This window comes from Bacillus sp. OxB-1 (assembly GCF_000829195.1).
GTDB lineage: Bacteria > Bacillota > Bacilli > Bacillales_A > Planococcaceae > Sporosarcina.
Genome location: NZ_AP013294.1, coordinates 2,965,219 through 2,986,076, shown reverse-complemented (window position 1 = coordinate 2,986,076; position 20,858 = coordinate 2,965,219). Strand labels below are relative to the sequence as shown.

The 20,858-nt window shown below is 44.6% G+C and carries 27 protein-coding genes; all 27 read left to right on the top strand.

What is annotated here, in order from left to right:
* Positions 1-4: 4 nt before the first annotated feature.
* The 27 genes from OXB_RS18085 (at position 5) to OXB_RS14720 (ending at position 20,839) form a co-directional block, all read left to right on the top strand.
* Entirely contained in the window at positions 5-664 is a 660-nt protein-coding gene (locus OXB_RS18085) for a phage tail protein (RefSeq protein WP_052484075.1), read from the top strand.
* Between the two features lie 22 nt (positions 665-686).
* Positions 687-974: a hypothetical protein gene (locus OXB_RS14840; protein WP_041076926.1), complete on the top strand. Its 288-nt coding sequence runs from the start codon at positions 687-689 to the stop codon at positions 972-974.
* On the top strand, positions 961-2,079 hold the full coding sequence (locus OXB_RS14835; protein ID WP_041075234.1) for a baseplate assembly protein: 1,119 nt from the start codon (positions 961-963) through the stop codon (positions 2,077-2,079). The genes OXB_RS14840 and OXB_RS14835 overlap by 14 nt, the downstream gene beginning before the upstream one ends.
* Positions 2,072-3,118, top strand: a complete 1,047-nt coding sequence (locus OXB_RS18080) for a phage tail protein I (RefSeq protein ID WP_052484071.1) — start codon at positions 2,072-2,074, stop codon at positions 3,116-3,118. Before OXB_RS14835 ends, OXB_RS18080 begins: the two co-directional genes overlap by 8 nt.
* An 87-nt stretch (positions 3,119-3,205) precedes the next feature.
* A complete protein-coding gene (locus tag OXB_RS14825; protein ID WP_041075233.1) occupies positions 3,206-3,589 on the top strand; it encodes a hypothetical protein in 384 nt (127 codons plus the stop codon).
* Positions 3,590-3,607: 18 nt separating this feature from the next.
* Complete coding sequence (locus OXB_RS14820) at positions 3,608-4,264, top strand: hypothetical protein (protein ID WP_041075232.1); 657 nt, start codon at positions 3,608-3,610, stop codon at positions 4,262-4,264.
* A complete protein-coding gene (locus tag OXB_RS14815) occupies positions 4,264-5,208 on the top strand; it encodes a hypothetical protein (protein ID WP_041075231.1) in 945 nt (314 codons plus the stop codon). The genes OXB_RS14820 and OXB_RS14815 overlap by 1 nt, the downstream gene beginning before the upstream one ends.
* A gap of 12 nt (positions 5,209-5,220) precedes the next feature.
* Entirely contained in the window at positions 5,221-5,607 is a 387-nt protein-coding gene (locus OXB_RS14810) for a hypothetical protein (RefSeq protein WP_052484057.1), read from the top strand.
* Position 5,608: 1 nt separating this feature from the next.
* Positions 5,609-5,749, top strand: a complete 141-nt coding sequence (locus tag OXB_RS19085; protein WP_173426019.1) for a hypothetical protein — start codon at positions 5,609-5,611, stop codon at positions 5,747-5,749.
* Positions 5,750-6,091: 342 nt separating this feature from the next.
* Positions 6,092-6,964 (top strand): hypothetical protein, encoded by an 873-nt coding sequence (locus tag OXB_RS14800; protein ID WP_041075229.1) that lies wholly within the window; start codon positions 6,092-6,094, stop codon positions 6,962-6,964.
* Between the two features lie 62 nt (positions 6,965-7,026).
* Entirely contained in the window at positions 7,027-7,254 is a 228-nt protein-coding gene (locus OXB_RS14795; protein WP_041075228.1) for a hypothetical protein, read from the top strand.
* A gap of 437 nt (positions 7,255-7,691) precedes the next feature.
* Complete coding sequence (xerA, locus tag OXB_RS14790) at positions 7,692-8,663, top strand: site-specific tyrosine recombinase/integron integrase (RefSeq protein ID WP_231860323.1); 972 nt, start codon at positions 7,692-7,694, stop codon at positions 8,661-8,663.
* A gap of 86 nt (positions 8,664-8,749) precedes the next feature.
* Positions 8,750-8,926 (top strand): hypothetical protein, encoded by a 177-nt coding sequence (locus OXB_RS18945; RefSeq protein ID WP_158333739.1) that lies wholly within the window; start codon positions 8,750-8,752, stop codon positions 8,924-8,926.
* Positions 8,927-9,029: 103 nt separating this feature from the next.
* Positions 9,030-9,353, top strand: coding sequence for a hypothetical protein (locus OXB_RS14785; protein WP_144399719.1), 324 nt, complete (start codon positions 9,030-9,032; stop codon positions 9,351-9,353).
* A gap of 4 nt (positions 9,354-9,357) precedes the next feature.
* A complete protein-coding gene (locus OXB_RS14780; RefSeq protein WP_041075225.1) occupies positions 9,358-9,627 on the top strand; it encodes a holin in 270 nt (89 codons plus the stop codon).
* The gene (locus OXB_RS18075; protein ID WP_052483828.1) at positions 9,624-10,910 is read left to right on the top strand and encodes an N-acetylmuramoyl-L-alanine amidase; all 1,287 of its coding nucleotides are present in this window, start codon (positions 9,624-9,626) and stop codon (positions 10,908-10,910) included. The genes OXB_RS14780 and OXB_RS18075 overlap by 4 nt, the downstream gene beginning before the upstream one ends.
* Before the next feature lie 437 nt (positions 10,911-11,347).
* Positions 11,348-12,703, top strand: a complete 1,356-nt coding sequence (mtaB, locus tag OXB_RS14770) for a tRNA (N(6)-L-threonylcarbamoyladenosine(37)-C(2))-methylthiotransferase MtaB (protein ID WP_041071467.1) — start codon at positions 11,348-11,350, stop codon at positions 12,701-12,703.
* Between the two features lie 127 nt (positions 12,704-12,830).
* Positions 12,831-14,069, top strand: coding sequence for an IS91 family transposase (locus OXB_RS14765; protein ID WP_084212371.1), 1,239 nt, complete (start codon positions 12,831-12,833; stop codon positions 14,067-14,069).
* Positions 14,044-14,331 carry a zinc ribbon domain-containing protein gene (locus OXB_RS14760; RefSeq protein WP_052483843.1) on the top strand — a complete coding sequence of 96 codons (288 nt, stop codon included), beginning with the start codon at positions 14,044-14,046 and terminating at the stop codon, positions 14,329-14,331. Before OXB_RS14765 ends, OXB_RS14760 begins: the two co-directional genes overlap by 26 nt.
* Positions 14,332-14,403: 72 nt before the next feature.
* Positions 14,404-15,075, top strand: a complete 672-nt coding sequence (deoC, locus tag OXB_RS14755; protein WP_041075224.1) for a deoxyribose-phosphate aldolase — start codon at positions 14,404-14,406, stop codon at positions 15,073-15,075.
* A 136-nt stretch (positions 15,076-15,211) separates the two neighbouring features.
* Positions 15,212-15,385: a 30S ribosomal protein S21 gene (gene rpsU / locus OXB_RS14750; RefSeq protein WP_041075223.1), complete on the top strand. Its 174-nt coding sequence runs from the start codon at positions 15,212-15,214 to the stop codon at positions 15,383-15,385.
* A gap of 205 nt (positions 15,386-15,590) precedes the next feature.
* Positions 15,591-16,922, top strand: a complete 1,332-nt coding sequence (locus OXB_RS14745; protein ID WP_041075222.1) for an NfeD family protein — start codon at positions 15,591-15,593, stop codon at positions 16,920-16,922.
* On the top strand, positions 16,922-17,938 hold the full coding sequence (gene floA, locus OXB_RS14740; RefSeq protein ID WP_041075221.1) for a flotillin-like protein FloA: 1,017 nt from the start codon (positions 16,922-16,924) through the stop codon (positions 17,936-17,938). Before OXB_RS14745 ends, floA begins: the two co-directional genes overlap by 1 nt.
* Before the next feature lie 34 nt (positions 17,939-17,972).
* Complete coding sequence (locus OXB_RS14735) at positions 17,973-18,467, top strand: hypothetical protein (protein ID WP_041075220.1); 495 nt, start codon at positions 17,973-17,975, stop codon at positions 18,465-18,467.
* A gap of 50 nt (positions 18,468-18,517) precedes the next feature.
* Positions 18,518-18,772: a hypothetical protein gene (locus OXB_RS14730; RefSeq protein WP_041075219.1), complete on the top strand. Its 255-nt coding sequence runs from the start codon at positions 18,518-18,520 to the stop codon at positions 18,770-18,772.
* Positions 18,765-19,871, top strand: coding sequence for a sporulation protein YqfD (locus OXB_RS14725; protein ID WP_041075218.1), 1,107 nt, complete (start codon positions 18,765-18,767; stop codon positions 19,869-19,871). The genes OXB_RS14730 and OXB_RS14725 overlap by 8 nt, the downstream gene beginning before the upstream one ends.
* Before the next feature lie 5 nt (positions 19,872-19,876).
* Positions 19,877-20,839 carry a PhoH family protein gene (locus tag OXB_RS14720; RefSeq protein ID WP_041075217.1) on the top strand — a complete coding sequence of 321 codons (963 nt, stop codon included), beginning with the start codon at positions 19,877-19,879 and terminating at the stop codon, positions 20,837-20,839.
* Positions 20,840-20,858 lie beyond the last annotated feature (19 nt).

The following is a 20,858-nucleotide window of genomic DNA, read 5'->3' as shown; positions in this document are numbered from 1 at the left end:
CGCGTTGGCTGTTATCGGAAGTTATGGCGAGGTAGTATTTGAAGTTTCTCCAAAAAAGATGTTGTCATTTAGTGAGCTGGAGAAAAATAATAGATCGCGTTGGGCTGAGCATGAGATTCAGGGACAAAAGGCGAAATTGGAGTTCGAAGGTGCTGGTTTGGATGATTTAAAGTACAAATTATTATTGCGTGCAGAAAACGGAATCAATCCCATGAAAGAAATGGCTAAACTCGAAAAGATGAACGATAGAGGTATGGCTGCTCATTTTATTCTGGGAAATAAACCAATCGCTCCAAATAAATTTGTGATAACTGAACTTTCGGAGGCTTTAAAGAATATTGATCAGCTCGGTAACATCTTATCCGCTGAAGTCACCGTTTCCTTGAAAGAGTACGTTGAGGGGAAGGTCCAAGTCAAAAAAACAACCTCAAATACCAAACTAGCCCCTTCGACAGTTTCATCTAAACCAAAAGTAGGGACGATGACGATCACCGTTAAATCTGTTCATATACGTAGTGGGCCGGGGGCAAATCACAAGATAATTGGCTATGCTATGAAAGGCGATAAGTTTACCGTTCTGGATGAGAAGAACGGCTGGTATTCGCTTGGTGGTGGGAAATATATTACGGCGAGCGGTCAATATTCATCTTTGAAGAAAGGGTGATAGCGTGTATGAAGTTGAACCTATGAAAAGCATAAATTTCGGAGCGACGGGTGTAGAAGAAGTTCTGCAGAACGTCGCTTTTATATTGTCCACGCCATTAATGAGCTGCCCGCTTGATCGTGCATTTGGTTGGATCATGGAGATTGATTCCCCGATTCATATTGCAAAAGCCCGCAAAGCCTCCCAATTGACGGAAGCCATTCATGCTTTTGAGCCGCGTGCAATAGTCCAGGAAGTTATTTTTGACGGTGACGGGTTAAAAGGAAAGTTAATCCCGAAAGTGAGGGTGAGCATACGTGAGCCGGTTTAATTTACCTGATCTTTATTTTCTGGAAAAAGCTCCAGAATTGGTTGAACGTGAAATGCTGTTGCATGTCGAGGATAAAACTGGTGTCATACTCCAACGTGCGGATCCTCGCCGAAAATTCATTCAAGGGCTAGCTGCCTATGTTTCTATTGAGCGGAATAAATTAGAACATGGGCTGAGACAAAATCGATTGTCTTATGCCGAGGATAATATGCTCGATCATATGGGGGTCGAGATGTCTACGGAGCGTTTGCCAGCAAAGTTTTCCAAGACTACGATGGCGTTTGTGCTGGAGGAAGATAGGGTGGACGCCTTGTCAATTCCGGCGGGCACACGTTTTTTAGTTGCCGAAGATATTTATTTTGAAACAATAGAACCGAAAGTAATTCCGAAAGGGGTCCATTTATTTTCAGTCGGTGCGGTATGCACTCAGCCAGGTGACATCGGGAATGGATTTCTACCTGGTGAAATTACAATACTTGTCGAACCCCTGCCGTACGTGAAGTTGGTTCAGAATACAACAATTTCAGCAGGTGGAGCAGAGGAAGAAACTGATGACGCTTATGCGGAACGGATTCGGCTTGCTCCGGAAAGTTTTTCGGTTGCAGGTCCAGATGGGGCTTATATTTATTGGGCCAAATCTGCCAGTCAGGAAATTGTGGATGTCAAAGTGGACTCATCGGAACCGGGTGTGGTCGATGTTCGAATTCTAATGGCAAACGGACGACTGCCAGTGCAAGAAGAAATTGAACATGTGGAGTCTATTCTAATGGATAGGAAGGTACGGCCGTTAACTGACTTTGTTCGTGTCGGTGCCCCTACAAATATTAACTATACGTCTGAAGTTGAATATTGGATAGCGGAATCCAATGCGGCCGTTTCAAGGATTATTGAAAAACAAGTGAACCAGGCCTATCAGGAATACCTAATATGGCAACGTTCAAAAATGGGACGGGATGTTGATTTCTCTGAATTGATTGCACGCTTAAAACAAGCGGGAGCATCAAGAGTGTCTGTCAATTCCCCTATGTTTATCAAAGTTGATAAGCTGGAAGTTGCTGTCGAAGTCGCTTCTAACATTATTTATAGAGGGCTTGCCGATGACTAAGGTTCAAGAAAACGCATTGTTAAATTTATTGCCGTATAGCTTGATACAGGATCCCGTTTTGGTTGCTATTGCCGAAGCTGCCGAAATTCAACTAAAAGAGGCATACCGAGAGGCCGAAGCACTTTCCAATCTAGTAGACACTGAAAATGTCCCCGAGCATTTATTAGATCTACTTGCTTACGAAAAGCATGTTGATTTTTATGACGTATCCTTGCCTGTTGAAAAAAAGAGAGCTGTTGTCCAAGCTTCCATCAGCTTGCACCGTAAAAAAGGAACTCCTTTAGCGGTGGAGAAGGCTTTGAGCAGTATTGGTATCAAAAATAAAGTTGTTGAATGGTTTGAATATAACGGCAACCCATATCATTTCATTATAGTATTTGGCTTTGATGATGAGACAGATCGTGCAGCCAGACGAAGAATCAAGAATATAATTTCTCCAACCAAAAACACTCGATCATGGTTAGAGAGATTTATCTATGAAGGGAACTTTTTGCTAGATCGGGAGATTATTAATACTTTCATTATTAACGTCCATATAGCTACCACATCAAACCCTTGGGCACAAGCAGGCGCCGGTGCCATAGGGGAAGATGTCCGGCTAGATGGAGAGTATTTGTTAAATGGGGATCGGTTTCTAAACGGTTTTTATAACAGGGATGGTCCTGTCCATTTACAAAGAATTCAGCTCGTAATGAAAGTGCTCCATGAATTCGGCGTCCATGAAATCAATCTCACGCCGTCGCTGGACGGTGAATTTAACCTTGATGGGGAAATACGGCTTCAGAATGAACCGCAGCGGGTGAGGCTCACTACCCTGCATGACACTTATTTGCGATACAAACAGCGGGAATTAATAGAGGTGTCCGCTCGTCATATTGTGCCAATTAAGAGTACTTCTATTAGCCAAACCGGTGTAGTACCGTTAAATGGCCAGGTTCAGCTAGACGGCTCCATATCACTTGATCAAGCCCTGTTCGAACACAGAGGCTTTTTTCGTGTTAAAAAAGCTGGTTCTATCATCGAGGAGGTGGCGATTTGAAGGTGGAAAACGAGCCTGTATTTCAATCTGAATTGCGGGTCATTAAGAATGGAAAAGTGATAGAGAAAGAGAGAGGTGAAGTGAAGGATGGCAAATGCAATCACGACAACCAAAGCAAGGGAGAAGTTCGCTAAAGCCCACGGCGGAACGGCTCCACTACCCGCTATTACCCATGTAGGATGGGGAACTGGTGGCCATGATCCGGCGACACGTCTTCCCATCATTCCGACTGCTGATGTGACCGTGATTCCCGGGGAAATAGTGCGGAAGGAAATTAACAATGTCGAGTATCCAGTCCCAACCACCTTGCGAATATTTGTAGACTTGCAATTTATTGAGAGTGGAGACACCGATATTTCTTGCTGTGGTCTTTACGATGCGGATGGCGATCTTGTCGCTTGGAAGACGTTTCGCCCTAAGGGAATGGATGATGAAACAACCCTGGAAATTGATTGGGACGAACAGTTTTAGGAAGGAGGACTTTAGTAAATGGCAGATCATACAATCAATCCAAATGATTACAGCGAAGCCTTGCGCATTTTAAAGACAGGCGATCCGGCGCATGCCGATATATTCAATCCACTTTTTGAGCGTTTGATTAATAATGACGCCTTTATGAAAGCGTTGATTGAACGGATGATTAAAGAACATACACACAGCGGCGCGGACGGCGATGGTGCCAAGATTCCATTTGCAAACATCGAGGTTCCGGCGGGTCAAGGGGGCATCGTAACGGATATAGATTTAGCTCAACACATCAATGAACGGAATCCTCACGGCACCCGTGCCAGCGATGTAGGTGCTGCTTCTTCTCAAAAGCTTGATGAACATTTGGCGGATTACACGCAATTCAAATCAAATGTACAAGATTTGATAATGATAAAAAGCGACATAGTAATTTTATCTGCGAACTGGATAGATGATAGAGCTATTAGCGGTTTCTGGATTTATGATCTAGCTAATACAGACATTGATGCGAGTACAGTCGTGGATGTAAACATTCATTTATCCTCATTAGAAAACGCAAGCGATTTAAAATCAGCAACAGAAAGTTTCGCTGGATATGTACGTTTATATGCTGATGAAAAGCCAACAACTAATATTACAGCAGACTTGAAGCTGATTAGAGAGTCAGGTGTTGTGTAATGGCAGTAGGGAAAGTAAATGTCGGGAGTAACTTTAAAGAAGTGGAAAAACTAGTAACAATAGATGCTCCCACTGTTTCTAGCGGCCTGCAAATAGTGGATGACGGAGAATTTATATATGGTATAGACAACTCTAAGGCTTTCAAAAAATTTTCCAAAGGTGATTCATCAGTTATATTTTCCGCATTAGCCACTGGGTTGGGCACTAATACAGCTATGAATTTGGCGGTAAATAGCAATCATGTAGTGATTACAACGAGTGCTAATCCGCCAACCATACAAATTTATAATAAGTCGGATTTTTCACTGGTCGGTTCTATGGCATCAGGTGCAGTTACTAACGCAGCTATAACGTCTTTAGCTATTGACGAAGAAAGTATCTTCGTTTGGGATAATAACCATACTAACTCAGGAGGCTATCTTAGAAAATATGACATCGCTACGCGGAAGGCGAATGGGAGTGTATTAGTTCAAAACCTGGGTTATGACATACATTTGGACGATACTTATGTGTATGCAAAAAACTCCAACCACACAATTACTAAATTCTTGAAATCCAATTTAAGTTCGGTTGTCGAAGGCGACATAATTGGGTATAGATTTACCATGGATGACGAATATCTCTATGCAAATCAATCGCGAACCATCTACAAAGCGTCTAAAAATGACCTGAAGGTAATCTCTCAGAGGTTAATTTCCGAACTTAATAATACTAACTACGAAACAACTACGGATGATGAGCATCTATATGTCGTTTGCACGGATTCGACCTCTAACAGAGCGTTAGCTAAATTAAAAAAGAAGAACTTCGAGTTTGTATCTGTGAGTGAGCCAGTCGATAATTTCGCCACAACGTTAATAGCTGATAAGAATTATTTATATGTTGCACAAGCCTACACGACTCGTTTCTTAAAGATGTCGAAAGTTTTATATTTAAAAAAATAGGAGGCTTTATACATGCCGATATTTATCAAAAGTAATCATGAAAATCAAGTTGTCTACAGACACAACATGCCTTTTCACGAAAAACATGGACTAGGCAAAACACAGGCGGAATTGGAGCAAGAAGGGCTGTTGGTAGATTACGTCCCGACTCCAGATACGTCCGACAAAACGAAGATGGCCGTTCTGTATATTAATCCCGAAACAAAGGAACTGTATTATCAGTATGAGGATATTCCAGATACTCCAGAGAGCGAAGTGGCTCTACTGCGCAAAGAAAACGCCACGCTACAATCGGCAGTATCAGAACTTACAATGTTCGTTGCATCACAGGATGAAAAAATAGAACAACAAAACCAAGCTATTTCAGAACTATCAATATTAATTGCAGGGGGTATGTGATTTGTTTAACGAAAACAGTGGATTAATAGCAATCTGGGTAGATAATGTAAAAACAGGAAAGTATACACGTGAGCAAGTACCAAAACTAAGTAATTTGCAGGAAGTTGTATGGGCAATTTTAGATGCAGAAAACGCAGCATAAGCTAGCGTTATTTTTTATGGCTTAATGTCGCAGTTGGACCATAATGTGAAGCAACGATAACACCCGTTGAGGTGTATTTTTTATGTCCATACTTTCCATAGACCCCCTCTATGGTATAATTTTGCAAAGGATGATTCATTTGAAAAAAGGGTTTAATATTACATGTCTGGAATGTAACGAAGAGATTAAGATTAGCAAAGGATTTTTGAAAGAAGATGATGAGTCCAACATTACGTATTCAGTGATGGGTAGTTATCCTTTTCATTCTTTGTATTTAGTCTGCTCGAACTGCGGAAACGAATTAGAGGTTGATGTCTAGAAATATTAATTAGAGGGGGAAATATGGAACATTCAAAATATGTTGCTATTTCATTAGAATGTGGAAAGTGTTCAAGAGGATGGTCAATTAAAAACGAGGATTTTCAGAAGGCAATCATCAAATGTGAGAATCCAGAATGCGATAATGAATTCACAGTTTACGAAGGAATGAAGAATGGTTTAAAAAGTAAAGATCATATTGTACCTAAAACATTTTTAGCAAATGATATTTTCAAACAAATGATCAACTTGAAGCTAGGGTATTCAGTTTACGTAAACCTACCCGAAACCATAAAGAAAGTTTATACTGTTAACTTGTTTCCTTTCACTGAGGGTAGTTATCTAGTGGGAACAACTCAACTGGAGAAGAATGGTTTTATCATAATGAGCTCTCTTAATGATGAAACGGAAATTGAATCGATCGGGAAAGAAATTCAGATCTTGGCGATGGTTCATGCGAAAACAGATGACTATGAAGAGCCTTGGTTACATTTGTTGTCTTACGCCTTGGAACAATATAATTCCGAAGATTATATGACAAGTGTTTTACTATCCCAAATCTCACTGGAAGCATATGTCGATACTACTCTCACAAAAGGGTATAAGGAAATCGGTTTAGATGATGATAGTATTAGTAGATTTATTGAAGCTACTCATATGCCTGTAAAAGTGAATTCTTTAATGAGTAACCTATTTGGAACAAAACTTGCTACAATGAAGAACTATAACGATTGGGAAAAGAAAGTGCTAAAAATGAGAAACCTAATTGCGCATGGTAAGAAAACTGTAGTAACAGAAGCTGAAGCAAAAATGGCATACGATACGGTGGTCGATTCAATATTTCATTTAATTGAAGGTGTCGACAACCACTATAAGAGAAAACTGTCCGAAGCGTAATTTGAATCAAAGGACATTCTCCTTCCTCTGTCGAATGATGTAGTTGGAGGGGAGGGATAAAGATGGAAAAAGAGGATCTCATTAAATTTGCGGAAGAAGCATTAGACAATCTTCACCAACTCAATTTAAAAGAAGAAAAACAACTTCAGAAATACCGTTTGATGTTCGAAAACGATCCTTCTCTCGAAGAACTCTTCGGAGGTTTGAAAGAAGATGAAAAAATCGCAAACGAATTAAAAGAAACGGAAGAAAGTTTTCGGGCTTTAATAGAAAAAATCAAGAATTCATAGTGCAATAATAGTAGTGGTTAAATCTTAGTGAACGTCCTCTGAAGGGGCGTTCTTTTTATTTGTTTTAAATAGAAATAGGACAAATAAGAAGAGACTCTATTCTGATCCTATTTAAAAATATGTTTAGGAGTGGACAGACCATCTTCCGAAATAAAAAAATAGGCCCTTTGTTTATGTCGTGTTTAAGCGCTATTTAAATATATTCTATTCTTATTACGTTAAAGAATAGAGTTTAAATAAAACACGAATATAAGTTCTCCATTTCCTTGCTGGAAGTTTTATGTTATGTTAACTTGGAAGCAGGTAGACCGGACTGATCATCTGGTCGCAAACGCACCGAGGAGCGTACCTGCTTCTTTTCTATTGCAGGCATACTCCTAAAGACGAAATACCTTCCTCGGGGGAAATTGAATATGAACACGTACACGGCAGGAGAAATGTTGATTTCGGAAGTTGTCGGCTTTATTTCGGAGTTGGTGCCAATAGATGTTGAAAAGACGAAAAGTAGGTTGTCTGCATTGATCTCCAAGTATCACGTCAAGCGTGTAGAGAGTGACGAGGTCCATCCAGATCTCCATGAAAAGATCAAGCTGTTTCTGTCTTCGAAGAAATTGGAGGGGCTTAGCCCAATCACGTTGGACAGTTATGGCTTAGATTTGAAAATCTTTGCCGACAAAGTGAAGAAGCGAACAGAGGATATCAGTGCGGCTGATATTCGTGTATTCTTGGCTCAATTCGATCATTTGAAGATGAGTTCGGTTAGTAAAAAACTGTCTGTGCTAAAATCATTTTTCGGTTGGTTGACCGCAGAAGAAATTCTGTTGCGTGATCCAACTGCAAAATTGAAACCACCTAAAAAGGAAAAGCGAATACCTAAGGCCCTTTCCATTGAGGAACTGGAAATGATGCGTGAGGCATGCGTGACGGATCGACAGCGTGCTTTCCTTGAAGTGCTGTATGCAACTGGCTGCCGTTTAACCGAAATCCATGACCTTAACAAATCAGATATTAACTATCAATCTATGAGCTGCAAGGTGATCGGGAAGGGTAACAAAGAACGCGAAGTGTATTTCAGCTTCAAAGCAATGTATCACCTTAGAAAGTATTTGATGGGCCGTACCGACCGAGAGGAGGCGCTGATGGTGACCGAAAGAAGGCCATATAGACGGCTATCCAAACGGGGCATTCAGCGGGAGATTGGCGTAATTGCTAATTTAGCGGGGCTAGAGAAAAAGGTTAGTCCGCACACCCTTCGGCACACCTTCGCCACATTGACGTTAAATAATGGTGCGGATATTGTAGCCGTCCAGCATCTTCTTGGTCATTCTGACCCTTCGACTACCCAGGGATATGCGGTGCTGTCGGATGAACGTAAACGGGAGCAGCATAAAAAATTTTTGGTTCAGTAATTTGCTGGGTAAATAGTTTTAGGTAAATGGAAGGATTCCCCTCCTAATATGTCGAATATTTCGACAGGAGGGAGGGGAGGAGTATCATGAAAACCAAAGTAACGACGGTAGACGGCAAGATCCACCTTATCAATGGGCATCCAGAGGACTATATGAAACAAGTCAATGGGTTGGGAGTGAGTCGGGATATGACGATCCGGACAATGGCCGGCCAGAAAATTAAAATGGCTGACATCATGATGATGCAGTTAGCAAAAGAGTGAGCGTCCCGTGGGGGCGTTCTTTTTATATTCAAAGAGTTTTTATATTCAAAGAGAAAAGGGTGTGGGGTGAGAAATGGCAGAGCAGGAAATGGAGGAAAAAAGCATGGAGAGTATCGTACAAGATCACGAAAAGAGGATTTTGGAACTCGAAAAAAACTATGGTGAAGTACGAAAAGAAATAACTGTCGTTCAGACTTCACAAGCCAAGATCGAGAACATGCTTTACACGCAGAACACAGAGCAAAAAGAGCTTATTGACAAGCATCAAAAAGAACAGACAGCCCTACTCGACACGCTGCTCACTCATACATTGGGTATCAAAAAGGACAATAACAAACAAAGAAAGGACATCCTCATTGCCTTGTTCGGTGGTGGGGGTATCCTTTTTCTTTTGATCGAGACATTACAGAAATGGATCGGAGGATAATTGAATGACTGATGTATTAATCTTCGCAACAATCTTAGCGCCTATCATTTTGGCTTTGGTACAGCTTGTCAAGATGACATTCAACATCAAAAACAACTTCGTTCCCCTTGTCGCTTTTTCGTTGGGGATTTTCGTGGGGTTCGCAGCGTCTCCCTTCACTGATCTCGACGTGGTATTACGACTTTGGGCAGGAGGACTTGCAGGCCTTTCGGCGACCGGCCTTTTTGAGTTAGTAGATAAACAGGATGGCTACACGAAAGTTGATAAGCGATGAGTTTCATAGAAAAACTTGCGCCGTTTGCAGTCAAGCACGGGATTGCGAATGGCGTTTTGCCGTCTCTTATCATAGCGCAGGGAGTCTTGGAATCAGCTTCAGGAACGTCTGAACTTGCCACCAAAGCCAACAACCTATTCGGCATCAAGGTGGGCGCCGGTTGGACCGGAGAGACGTATACCAAACGGACAGCCGAGCACAAGCCGGATGGCGCGGTCTATTACATCGATGCGGCCTTTAGAAAGTATCCGTCTTATGAAGGTTGCGTCATCGACCTTGTCCACAAATATACGCACGGCACGGGATGGGAAGAGCACAATCGATATGCGGATGTGCTTGGTGAGACGGATTATCGAAAATCAACGGCAGCCGTGAAGGCAGCCGGGTATGCGGCGGATATCAATTATCCGTCCAAGCTGAATCAAATCATCGAGCAATACGGACTGACGAAATATAACAAAGGGGTTGATCGAGTGGTTAAAATTGTACTGGATGCCGGCCATGGATTTAATACGGCTGGAAAAAGATCGCCAGACGGAGAGAGGGAGTGGTCCTTTAACAATAAAGTCCTGTTGGCCTGTGAGGCCAAGCTCCGGGAGTACAAAGGATTGGAAATCCTGCGGGTAGACGACCCTACCGGCAAAACGGATGTACCACTTAAAACGCGAACTGATCGGGCGAATAATTGGGGAGCCGATGTTTATGTCTCTATCCATCATAATGCTCTATCCGGCAAGTGGCACAGCGGTGGCGGGATCGAAACCTTTACTATGGACCACCCCCGAGCCAATCCGAAATCGGTAGAGGTCGCCAAAGCGGTCCATCCCCGAATCGTGAAAAGTATGGTCTTGCGGGATCGGGGCATCAAAAAAATGAATCTGCATGTCCTCCGAGAAACCAACATGCCAGCCATCTTGACCGAAGGCGGGTTCATGGACTCCACAATTGACATCCATTCGATGCGAAATAAAACCAACCTAGAAGCACAAGGTGAAGCAATTGCCGAGGGGTTGGCTGCCTATTTCAAGTTGGAACATAATCCGAAACAGGTTGCGACTGTGCAGACGAAAAGAGAGGAGTCAGACTTGGAATTTACCTCCGGCACGTTACGAAAGGAATTTGAAACGTTTCTTGCCAACAAAGCACAGCGCGATATCGTAGTAAATGCTGCTGTCAAAGCCGGTTATGCCAAGAAGTGGATCAAGGATCTAGAAGAGGGCAAAGCCGCGGACGGCGACATTGTCATGCTGGGGATTGGCGCGCTGATCCGTACGAATAAATGAGAGAAAAAGCACCCTACCCTGTGATCCACACTTGGCAGGGTACGCCGTTCAGGGTCAAAAAGAAGTTGTAATTTATGAAGTGTTTTATTCAAAATATCATGACCTAGCAACATCATGACAAGGAGTAATCAGTTTACGTCACATCGCCAAGGCTTTTATGGGCATTCTTGAAATGAGACTACTCCTCACTTTAAGAGGTTGCAGCTGAACAGTAAATTGAAACAAAAGGTGATGACTAATACCTGTCCGGTTGGATGGGGTGCTTTTTGGCTTTCTTTAATGTGAATAGATTGGGTATATTAGCTATAACGAAAAATATTTAAGGTCGAAAAAATTAGTCTCATCCTATTTAATTGTGCTATTATAAGACACGTGAAATATTCTATTGAGCCTAATTTAATTATGATAACGAGTGTAATGAAAGGATGAAATATATTATGAGTTACGAGCGTCCGAAAACCGTAGCTATGTCTACATTAGGTTGCAAAGTGAACCATTATGAGACGGAGGCGATCTGGCAACTTTTCAAAGAAGCGGGTTACGAACGCGTAGATTTTGATAAGAATGCGGACGTCTACGTGATTAATACATGCACTGTCACGAATACAGGTGACAAGAAAAGCCGCCAGGTGATCCGGCGCGCCATCCGAAAAAACCCGGACGGCGTCATTTGCGTAACAGGTTGTTATGCCCAGACCTCACCTGCGGAAATCATGGCCATTCCGGGAGTGGATATCGTCGTCGGCACACAGGATCGCGTGAAGCTGCTTGGCTTGATCGACGAATACCGCAACGAGCGCCAACCGATCAATGCGGTCCGCAATATTATGAAAAACCGGGTATATGAAGAGCTGGATGTCCCGGCATTTACGGATCGGACCCGTGCTTCCCTCAAGATCCAGGAAGGCTGCAATAATTTCTGTACATTTTGCATCATTCCATGGGCGCGCGGTTTAATGCGTTCACGTGATCCGCAAGAAGTCATCCGCCAAGCCCAACAGCTTGTCGACGCCGGCTATTTGGAGATTGTCCTGACGGGCATCCATACGGGAGGTTACGGTGAGGATTTGAAGGATTATAACCTCGCACGTCTTCTACGTGATCTGGAATCCGAAGTGAAAGGCTTGAAACGGCTTCGCATCAGTTCCATCGAAGCGAGCCAGTTGACGGATGAAGTCATTCAAGTGTTGAAAGAATCCAAAATCGTCGTACGCCATCTTCATATTCCAATCCAATCGGGTTCCAATACGGTGCTGAAACGGATGCGCCGGAAATACACGATGGAATTTTTCGCGGAACGGTTGGACCGTTTGCGGGAAGCCCTTCCTCAACTGGCGATCACCTCCGACGTTATTGTCGGGTTCCCGGGTGAGACGGAAGAGGAGTTCATGGACACATACAATTTCATCCGTGATCATCGGTTCTCCGAACTGCATGTCTTCCCGTACTCAAAACGGACAGGCACACCGGCAGCACGGATGGAAGACCAAGTGGATGAAGAAGTGAAGAATGAAAGAGTACACCGATTGCTTGAATTGAACGACCAGCTGGCGAAAGAATATGCCTCATCCTTCGAGAATGAAGTGCTAGAAGTCATTCCGGAAGAGCGATATAAGGAAGACCCGGAAAGTGGTTTGTATGAAGGCTATACCGATAACTACTTGAAGGTCGTCCTTCCGGCTGATGAATCCATGGTCGGTAAAATCGTTCGCGTTAAAATTAACAAAGCGGGCTACCCTTATAATGAAGGCCAATTTGTCCGCGTTGTAGACGAACAAGAAATCTTTGCCTAAGAAAAACAGCTGTTCCATCCCGATTCTGGGGGGAACAGCTTTTTTCGTTGCTTAGGAAATTATAAAATTTTGACCTGTGGATAACTGTTCGATAAAATGTTCGTATACTCGAAGGGACTGAGACGCGATGAGAGGGACTAGTGGAGTCATCAAAAGAATACTGAAAGACCATTTCGATGGGTTTTGGCAAATGCACTCTACCTTGTTTCCAGAAGCTTATCGAGAGGATATAAAAGAAACCGTCCTGAAAACAATCCGTTGTGGATCCTCGGATGTCGGATATGCGAGATATGAATGTCTGGGTTGTGAAGGGAATCCATCTCCTGTCATTGTCTGTTTCACATGCAAGAGCCGCTTTTGTAATAAGTGTGGAAAGAAATATACGGATGACTGGTCCACCAAACAGCAGGACTTAATCTTTAATGTGCCGCATCGCCACATGGTATTCACCATTCCCGAGGAACTTCGGAATATCTTTTTCCACGACCGCAAAAAATTGAATGAGTTGAGTAGACAGGTAGCCGGGGTCTTCCAATTCTATTATCGTCGTAAAAGCAGGAAGCGCAACCTACAAGCCGGGGTGATCACGGTCATCCATACGTTCGGAAGGGATCTGAAGTTCAATCCACATATACATGCCCTAGTGACGGAAGGGGCGATTGATAATCGGAATGAATGGTGTTCAAGTGATTTCATTCCCTATGAATTCTTACGGAAATCCTGGCAAAAGGTGCTACTCGATTTAATGAAGAAGTGGTTTCCCGATCACCCAAAGGCCCAGGAATTAATCAATGATTTATATAGGCGATATCCGAAAGGATTCTATGTGAACGCAGAACAGAAAATGAAGGATGCCAAAGGGGCAGCCAAATACATAGGCAGATACTTGGCGAGACCGGCCATCGCCGAATATCGCATTGTCGGATACGATGGGAAGGAAGTCGAGTTCTGGTATGAAGATCATAAAACAGGGAAACGGGTGGACGTGAAGCAGTCGGTCTATCGATTCCTGTTCAATATTTTACAGCACATCCCACCAAAACACTTCAGAATGGTGGGCCGTTTTGGGTTGTATAGCAGAAGATCGTATCAGAAGGCAAATCAAATTCTAAGCCTTTATGCCTTCATGCGGACAAAACAACTTTCCATGCTTTTGGAAAGAAGGAAAAAGAGAAAAACATATCGGGAACGGATGAGAGAGGCTTTTGATCAGGATCCGTTTATTTGCCCGTGTTGCCATCGGGAGATGGACTTGGTGGAGATTTGGCATGCTGATTATGGAATCCTGTATCATTATATGGAGGGCATGAAAATTATTAAAAGATGGGAGAAGTCGGAGGATGCCAACAGACGAAGAGCTGGATGAACTGAATCGGGCATTTTTACAATCATTAGAAGAGGATGACCCGTTCGGATTGAACGAAAAAATAAGTACGATTGAATTTAAGTGTCGGGATTGTCAGGAATTAGATGACGTTCCCGATTTTGTAGTGGCAGACTTTCAGGTCGACTTAAAACAGAACGAAGAAGTCGAGATTGAATGTCCTTTTTGTGGTGGGACCATGCATAGAGCGAAAAAAATCCCAAGTGAATCGATTTCACCTGGGACGGGGACAGAGGCGCTTTAGCGCTTTTGTTCTGCGCCGTCAAACGTCAATTGGTAAGATGGGGAGAGCAACTATCTTGAGGAGGAATTTGTATTGGCTACGAAATTTGCATCCTATATCGATCACACGGCGTTGAAAGCTGAAACTGACAAAGGAGAAATCCTGGCCTTGTGTGCGGAAGCGAAAAACTATTCTTTCGCATCCGTCTGCGTCAATCCGGCTTGGGTTCAAACAGCCGCCGACGCATTGCAAGGCACATCGGTGAAAGTTTGTACAGTGATCGGATTTCCACTTGGTGCATCCACTATGGAAACGAAAGCGTTCGAGACCGAAAATGCCATCGCCAATGGAGCGACAGAAGTGGACATGGTACTAAATATCGGTGCGTTGAAAAGTGGCGAGTACGAGCTTGTGAAGAAGGATATTCAAGCCGTCGTGGACACGGCAAAAGGGAAAGCGCTCGTCAAAGTCATTATCGAGACATCCCTCTTGACAGATGGAGAGAAAAGAAAAGCATGTGAATTATCGGTTGCAGCCGGAGCGGATTTCGTCAAGACATCGACAGGGTTTTCCTCCGGAGGGGCAACTGAAGAAGATATCAAGCTGATGCGGGCGGTCGTCGGTCCGGAAATGGGGGTCAAAGCATCTGGAGGCGTACGGAATATTGAAGATATGAAAAAAATGATCGATGCCGGAGCAACAAGGATCGGCGCCAGTTCAGGCGTACAAATCATGGAAGGGTTGGCTTCCAAAACGGATTATTAAAGGAGGCGCCGGAATTTCCGGACTCTAATTTTTTTAAAAGTTTTATATTGACCATCCATAAAACCTGTGTTACAATTTTTTAGTACATGGCACATGGCTATGTTCCGAAGTGTGTTTGGAGGGAGGGACAAGAGATATGTCGAAAACTGTTGTTCGTAAAAACGAATCGCTTGAAGATGCTCTTCGCCGCTTCAAACGTACTGTATCCAAAAGTGGAACAATACAAGAGGTAAGAAAGCGTGAGTATTATGAGAAACCGAGCGTAAAACGCAAAAAGAAATCTGAGGCGGCTAGAAAGCGTAAATACTAATCCTCCTCATTTTCCTAATAGGTAACTCTACCAATTCTGAAATTAAACATTCGTAAACCGGAAAATCCATCAAAGGATTCTCCGGTTTATTTGTATTTCAGAAAATGAGGCTTTATTATCGCAAATATCGATAAAAATGAAACCAACGGGCTTTTCATCCGTATAAAGAGATATAATGGACATAGAGAAAGAGGTGACATGAAGAATGCGTAAAATGTTGGGAATCGTCCTGCTGTTCCTCTTAATGTTGCCGACGTTGATGTTGCCATCGTCAGGAGCGGATGCTGCTTCCCAAAAAGTTTACAAAGTGCCGATTCATAAGGAGATTGAAAAAGGGCTGTATGCGTTTCTGCAACGTTCCTTCCAGGAGGCGGAAGAAGCAGGAGCAGATGCCATTTTTCTTGATATCAATACACCAGGCGGATTTACCGATGCTGCCGGCCAGATCGCCAGACTGTTTGATAACACCGAATTGCCGATCATTGCATTCATCGATGATAGAGCACTATCGGCGGGCGCGTTCCTGGCACTCCACGCGGATTACATTTATATGGTCCCGAATGGAACAATGGGTGCTGCGCAAGTCATTGTGGCCGATGGGACGGCAGCGGATGTCAAGGCGCATAGTGCCTGGATGGCGGATATGATCAATGCGGCGGAATCGTCCAAACGGAATCCGCTGTATGCACAAGCCATGGCCGATCCTCATATCGACCTGCCGGAGTACCGGGCCGGTAAAGGGGATTTATTGACATTGCGTGCGAAAGAAGCAGAAGAAGTTGGATATAGTGAAGGTACGGTCACTTCGTTTGAGGCGCTGTTGAAAGAGACCGGCTACGAAAACGCGGAAGTCATTTCGACGAGTGAAACATTTGCCGAAAGCGTCGCCCGTTTCGTCACTCATCCGATTGTCGTGCCGATCTTGCTCTCCATTGCCGGGTTAGGCCTCGTTTTGGAACTGTACTCGCCGGGATTCGGTGTTCCGGGGACGATGGCACTCACTTCCTTATTTCTATTTTTCTTCGGCCATCTGGTGGCAGGGCTTGCCGGTTATGAGACGATCATCCTCTTTATTATCGGGATCGGTCTTGTTATCGCCGAGTTTTTCTTGCCAGGCGGGATTGCAGGAATTATCGGCTCCCTTGCAATCATCGGAAGTATCATTATGGCTGGCGGCAATCCGCTCTACATGGGGATTTCGGTCTTGATTGCGATTGCTATTGCCGCCACAGGGATGGGGATCATTATGAAGTTTTTTGGAAAAAAACTGCATTTGCTGAACAAGATGGTGTTGATGGATGCTACGGACACGGAAAGCGGTTATGTATCCAACGTCAATCGGGTCGAATTGCTTGGAAAAATTGCGAAGACGACGACGCCCCTTCGTCCAGCCGGTACAATCGAATTGGACGGGGAACGGATCGATGTCGTTTCGCAAGGAAGTTACATTGACCGTGGAAAAGATGTTATCATTGTGAAGGTTGAAGGTTCCCGTATCGTAGTGCGGGAAACCGATGAAAAGGGGGAAAATGAATAATGCCAGCAATTTTGGGAACCGGAAGTACGATTACGATCGTTGCCATCGCGTTCGTCGCGATCCTAGTTTTATCTGTATTTTTCACATTAGTGCCCGTGACTCTTTGGATTTCCGCGATGGCCGCCGGAGTGCGCGTCAGCATCTTCACGCTAATCGGGATGAGACTCCGTCGGGTAATTCCGAGCCGGGTCGTAAATCCGTTGATCAAAGCGCATAAAGCGGGTTTGAATGTAAGCATTAACCAACTGGAAAGCCACTACCTTGCCGGAGGGAATGTCGACCGGGTTGTCAATGCCTTGATCGCAGCCCACCGCGCAAACATTGAACTGACATTTGAACGTGCTGCCGCAATCGATCTTGCGGGCCGTGACGTTTTAGAAGCGGTGCAGATGTCCGTTAACCCGAAAGTCATCGAAACGCCGTTCATTGCAGGCGTTGCAATGAACGGGATTGAGGTGAAAGCGAAGGCACGGATCACCGTCCGTGCAAATATCGACCGTCTCGTCGGGGGGGCTGGGGAAGAGACCGTGGTCGCCCGTGTCGGAGAGGGGATCGTTTCTACTATCGGTTCATCGGTAGACCATGCCAAAGTACTGGAAAATCCCGATATGATTTCCCAGACGGTGCTTGCGAAAGGGCTGGATTCAGGAACTGCTTTCGAAATTCTCTCTATCGATATTGCGGATGTTGATATCGGGAAGAATATCGGTGCGGAACTTCAAACAGAACAAGCGATGGCTGACAAGAACATTGCTCAAGCCAAAGCGGAAGAGCGTCGTGCGATGGCCGTCGCCAACGAACAGGAAATGAAAGCGAAAGTCCAAGAAATGCGTGCGAAAGTGGTCGGCGCCGAGGCGGAAGTTCCGCTTGCTATGGCGGAGGCACTCCGTACAGGCAATATCGGAATCATGGATTACATGAATTATAAAAATATCCAAGCCGATACAGGAATGCGTGACTCCATCAGTAAATTAGGCGGCGAAACACAGACGCCTAATGATAAAAAGCAATCGTAAGAACTGATGCTGTCCCGGAAAGGGGTTGTGTGAAATGGAAGGAATAGTTTTGCTCATCATTTCACTGATAATCGGATCGTTTTTCAATGGCAGCAAAAACAAGAAAGAGCCGCCTAAAACAGGTGCAAAACCTTTTACTGCTACGGGCAAGGTGGAACCGCCTGCCAAGGCAGATGACCCGCTGAAAAGGTTGAAAGACCTGTCCAGGGAGATGTACAAGGAAATTCAAAAGGAACTGCAGACGGAAGACGACGAGCCGCCTAGCCGGCAGACAGCGCCCGTTCGAACCAAAAAAGAACCGGCGCCGTCACCTCAAGTCGTTGTAGCGGAAGCTATGCCTGAACTTCCTCGCCGGATCCAGGAGCCCGTCATGGAAAAGCACCGAGGTCGACTTTCGGCGCATAGCAGCAACCCTAAGCCTGAGCTCCAATCGGAAAACGTCCATGATTTTTTCCCGCAAAACGAACAGGATATTTTGAAAGGGATCATCTTTTCTGAAATTTTAGGTCCGCCAAAATCGAAACGGTAATCATCGACCCCCTATTCCTATCATAGATATGGATAGGGGGTTTTTATCTGATGAAAAAACTATTTAAAACCGGTGCATCCATTACAATTGAAGGCTACACATCCTTGCATATCAACGGTCCTTTTCATTTGCGAAAGCTCGGCCCCGACTACGCAACCGTCCAATCCGGTGAGTATTTGATCACCGTCGAGGGGGAAGAAATGACGGTTGATGTCCTTTCCGAGGAAGTCGCCCTTTTCACTTTCAACGTAATCCGTAACGTACAGATGGTATTGGCCGATGAAACGGGGTCTTCCCATGTTTGATAAATGGTACCGCATCAAACTCACTGGAAAAGGGGACGTTGGAAAATTCCTTGCTGACCTAACCTCGAAAGGGATCCAAATCCGCTCCTTATCGATCGATCACCAAGTCGCTACATTTCGGACGGACCGGAAAGGACTGGCCCAGCTACGGAAACATAGGAGAACATTCCGCCTCAAATTCACCGTCACCAGTCCACAGCAGAACAGCGGCGCTAAACGTATTTTCCTGACCCCGTTATTCCTGATTGCATGCGCCATTCCATTCGCCTGTTCCTTTTTTCTATGGACCGTGCAAGTGGAATCAGACAGGCCCGAAGTTGTCGACCGAATCGAGGCGAAGTTGGAAGCGGCATCGATTGTTCCGTTGCGTCCGTTGGCTTTGCTGCCTGAAGAAGGAGAGATCCGAAGAAGCCTGATGAAGAATGATCCCTCTCTCTCTTGGATCCGCTTCCAGAAGGTGGGAACCTCCTTGACTGTCATTCCAATGCTTTCGCCCCCTTCCAACCGGATCGATGAACCGGCAGGCCCGCCATCCAATCTCGTTGCTCGCACCGGGGGTGTCATCACCCGGTTCGAATTGGAAAAAGGGGAACGGGTGGGGCGGGTTCATCAAACGGTGAAAAAAGGGGATGTCTTGGCGACGGGTGTCTTGGAGCAAGGTTCCAAAACTGTCATCGTCGGTGCGGAAGGGGAAGTCTATGCCGATTATTGGATGGAGTATCAATTCAGTATTCCAAGGACAATCACCTATCAAATGCAAGGGGAGGAAATCGTCGAACTTTCCTTCCGAGCGCCTTGGAGAAAAGAAGGGAAAGCGGATTTGGAGAGCGGAGAGCGGACATTTCCATGGCCGTTCATCCAGACAAAGCGATACACGAATGAACTTACCGGAAAACTTGTTTTAGAGGAGGGGATGGAGAAGAGTGTCATCTTGCCTTTATTGAAAAATAAGTTATTATCGGCTCCTTCGTCAAAAGCGATCATAAAAGATGAAAAAATTTTGCACGTCTCATTCGATAATGATAAAGTTAGTGGGACCGTACTATTTTTAATCAATGATGATATCGCAACAAAAAGACCGATTTCCCAAGGAGACTGAAGCTATTGGATGAACAATTGACGCAACTCCATATCGAAGATCCGAACGAGGCTGTCATGCTTCTCGGAATTTCCGATCAGAATATGAAATTAATCGAAGAAGCTTTGGATTTATCCATCATGACACGGGGGGACACAATCTCCCTTGAAGGGCCGGAACAAAACCGCCTATTGGCCAAGGAACTCCTCGAACAACTGTTGAAAGTAATCCGAAGAGGCATTAATATTAATCAACGCGACGTCGTTACAGCTATTGAAATGGCGAAAGCCGGAACAATCGAGTATTTTTCAGAACTTTATGATGAAGAGATTGCAAGGAATACGAAAGGCAAGGCTATCCGGGCGAAAACGATCGGACAGCGGGAATACATCCAAGCGATTCGTCAAAAAGACCTAGTATTCTGCATTGGGCCGGCCGGAACAGGGAAAACCTATTTAGCCGTCGTCCTGGCTGTGCAGGCTATGAAAACCGGTTCTGTCAAGCGCATCATATTGACCCGACCGGCTGTGGAAGCGGGCGAAAGCCTCGGGTTCCTTCCAGGTGATCTGAAGGAGAAGGTGGACCCTTATTTGCGTCCTCTTTATGACGCACTTCACGACGTATTAGGCGCGGAACATACGGACCGCCTCATTGAACGGGGAGTCATCGAAATCGCCCCGCTGGCCTACATGCGGGGAAGGACGCTGGATGATGCGTTTGTCATCCTTGATGAGGCCCAGAATACGACAAAGGCGCAAATGAAGATGTTCCTGACCCGCCTTGGGTTTGGATCGAAGATGGTCATCACTGGTGATAAAACACAGATCGACTTACCGAAAGGAACCGCTTCCGGGCTGATTGAAGTGGAAGCCATCTTACAAAATGTATCCGACATCCATTTTCAATACTTGGAGCAAGGAGATGTCGTTCGGCATCCGATCGTCGCGAAAATCATTGCAGCATACGAAAAGGAGCAGTCGCAAACGTGACTGCTTTTTAAACATGCGA

Coding starts and splice junctions, on each gene's coding strand:
- OXB_RS14840 (WP_041076926.1), top strand. CDS start 687: ATGAAAAGCATAAATTTCGGAGCGACGGGTGTAGAAGAAGTTCTGCAG.
- OXB_RS18080 (WP_052484071.1), top strand. CDS start 2,072: ATGACTAAGGTTCAAGAAAACGCATTGTTAAATTTATTGCCGTATAGC.
- OXB_RS14825 (WP_041075233.1), top strand. CDS start 3,206: ATGGCAAATGCAATCACGACAACCAAAGCAAGGGAGAAGTTCGCTAAA.
- OXB_RS14820 (WP_041075232.1), top strand. CDS start 3,608: ATGGCAGATCATACAATCAATCCAAATGATTACAGCGAAGCCTTGCGC.
- OXB_RS14815 (WP_041075231.1), top strand. CDS start 4,264: ATGGCAGTAGGGAAAGTAAATGTCGGGAGTAACTTTAAAGAAGTGGAA.
- OXB_RS14810 (WP_052484057.1), top strand. CDS start 5,221: ATGCCGATATTTATCAAAAGTAATCATGAAAATCAAGTTGTCTACAGA.
- OXB_RS14800 (WP_041075229.1), top strand. CDS start 6,092: ATGGAACATTCAAAATATGTTGCTATTTCATTAGAATGTGGAAAGTGT.
- OXB_RS14795 (WP_041075228.1), top strand. CDS start 7,027: ATGGAAAAAGAGGATCTCATTAAATTTGCGGAAGAAGCATTAGACAAT.
- xerA (WP_231860323.1), top strand. CDS start 7,692: ATGTTGATTTCGGAAGTTGTCGGCTTTATTTCGGAGTTGGTGCCAATA.
- OXB_RS18945 (WP_158333739.1), top strand. CDS start 8,750: ATGAAAACCAAAGTAACGACGGTAGACGGCAAGATCCACCTTATCAAT.
- OXB_RS14785 (WP_144399719.1), top strand. CDS start 9,030: ATGGAGAGTATCGTACAAGATCACGAAAAGAGGATTTTGGAACTCGAA.
- OXB_RS14780 (WP_041075225.1), top strand. CDS start 9,358: ATGACTGATGTATTAATCTTCGCAACAATCTTAGCGCCTATCATTTTG.
- OXB_RS18075 (WP_052483828.1), top strand. CDS start 9,624: ATGAGTTTCATAGAAAAACTTGCGCCGTTTGCAGTCAAGCACGGGATT.
- mtaB (WP_041071467.1), top strand. CDS start 11,348: ATGAGTTACGAGCGTCCGAAAACCGTAGCTATGTCTACATTAGGTTGC.
- OXB_RS14765 (WP_084212371.1), top strand. CDS start 12,831: ATGAGAGGGACTAGTGGAGTCATCAAAAGAATACTGAAAGACCATTTC.
- OXB_RS14760 (WP_052483843.1), top strand. CDS start 14,044: ATGCCAACAGACGAAGAGCTGGATGAACTGAATCGGGCATTTTTACAA.
- rpsU (WP_041075223.1), top strand. CDS start 15,212: ATGTCGAAAACTGTTGTTCGTAAAAACGAATCGCTTGAAGATGCTCTT.
- OXB_RS14745 (WP_041075222.1), top strand. CDS start 15,591: ATGCGTAAAATGTTGGGAATCGTCCTGCTGTTCCTCTTAATGTTGCCG.
- floA (WP_041075221.1), top strand. CDS start 16,922: ATGCCAGCAATTTTGGGAACCGGAAGTACGATTACGATCGTTGCCATC.
- OXB_RS14735 (WP_041075220.1), top strand. CDS start 17,973: ATGGAAGGAATAGTTTTGCTCATCATTTCACTGATAATCGGATCGTTT.
- OXB_RS14730 (WP_041075219.1), top strand. CDS start 18,518: ATGAAAAAACTATTTAAAACCGGTGCATCCATTACAATTGAAGGCTAC.
- OXB_RS14725 (WP_041075218.1), top strand. CDS start 18,765: ATGTTTGATAAATGGTACCGCATCAAACTCACTGGAAAAGGGGACGTT.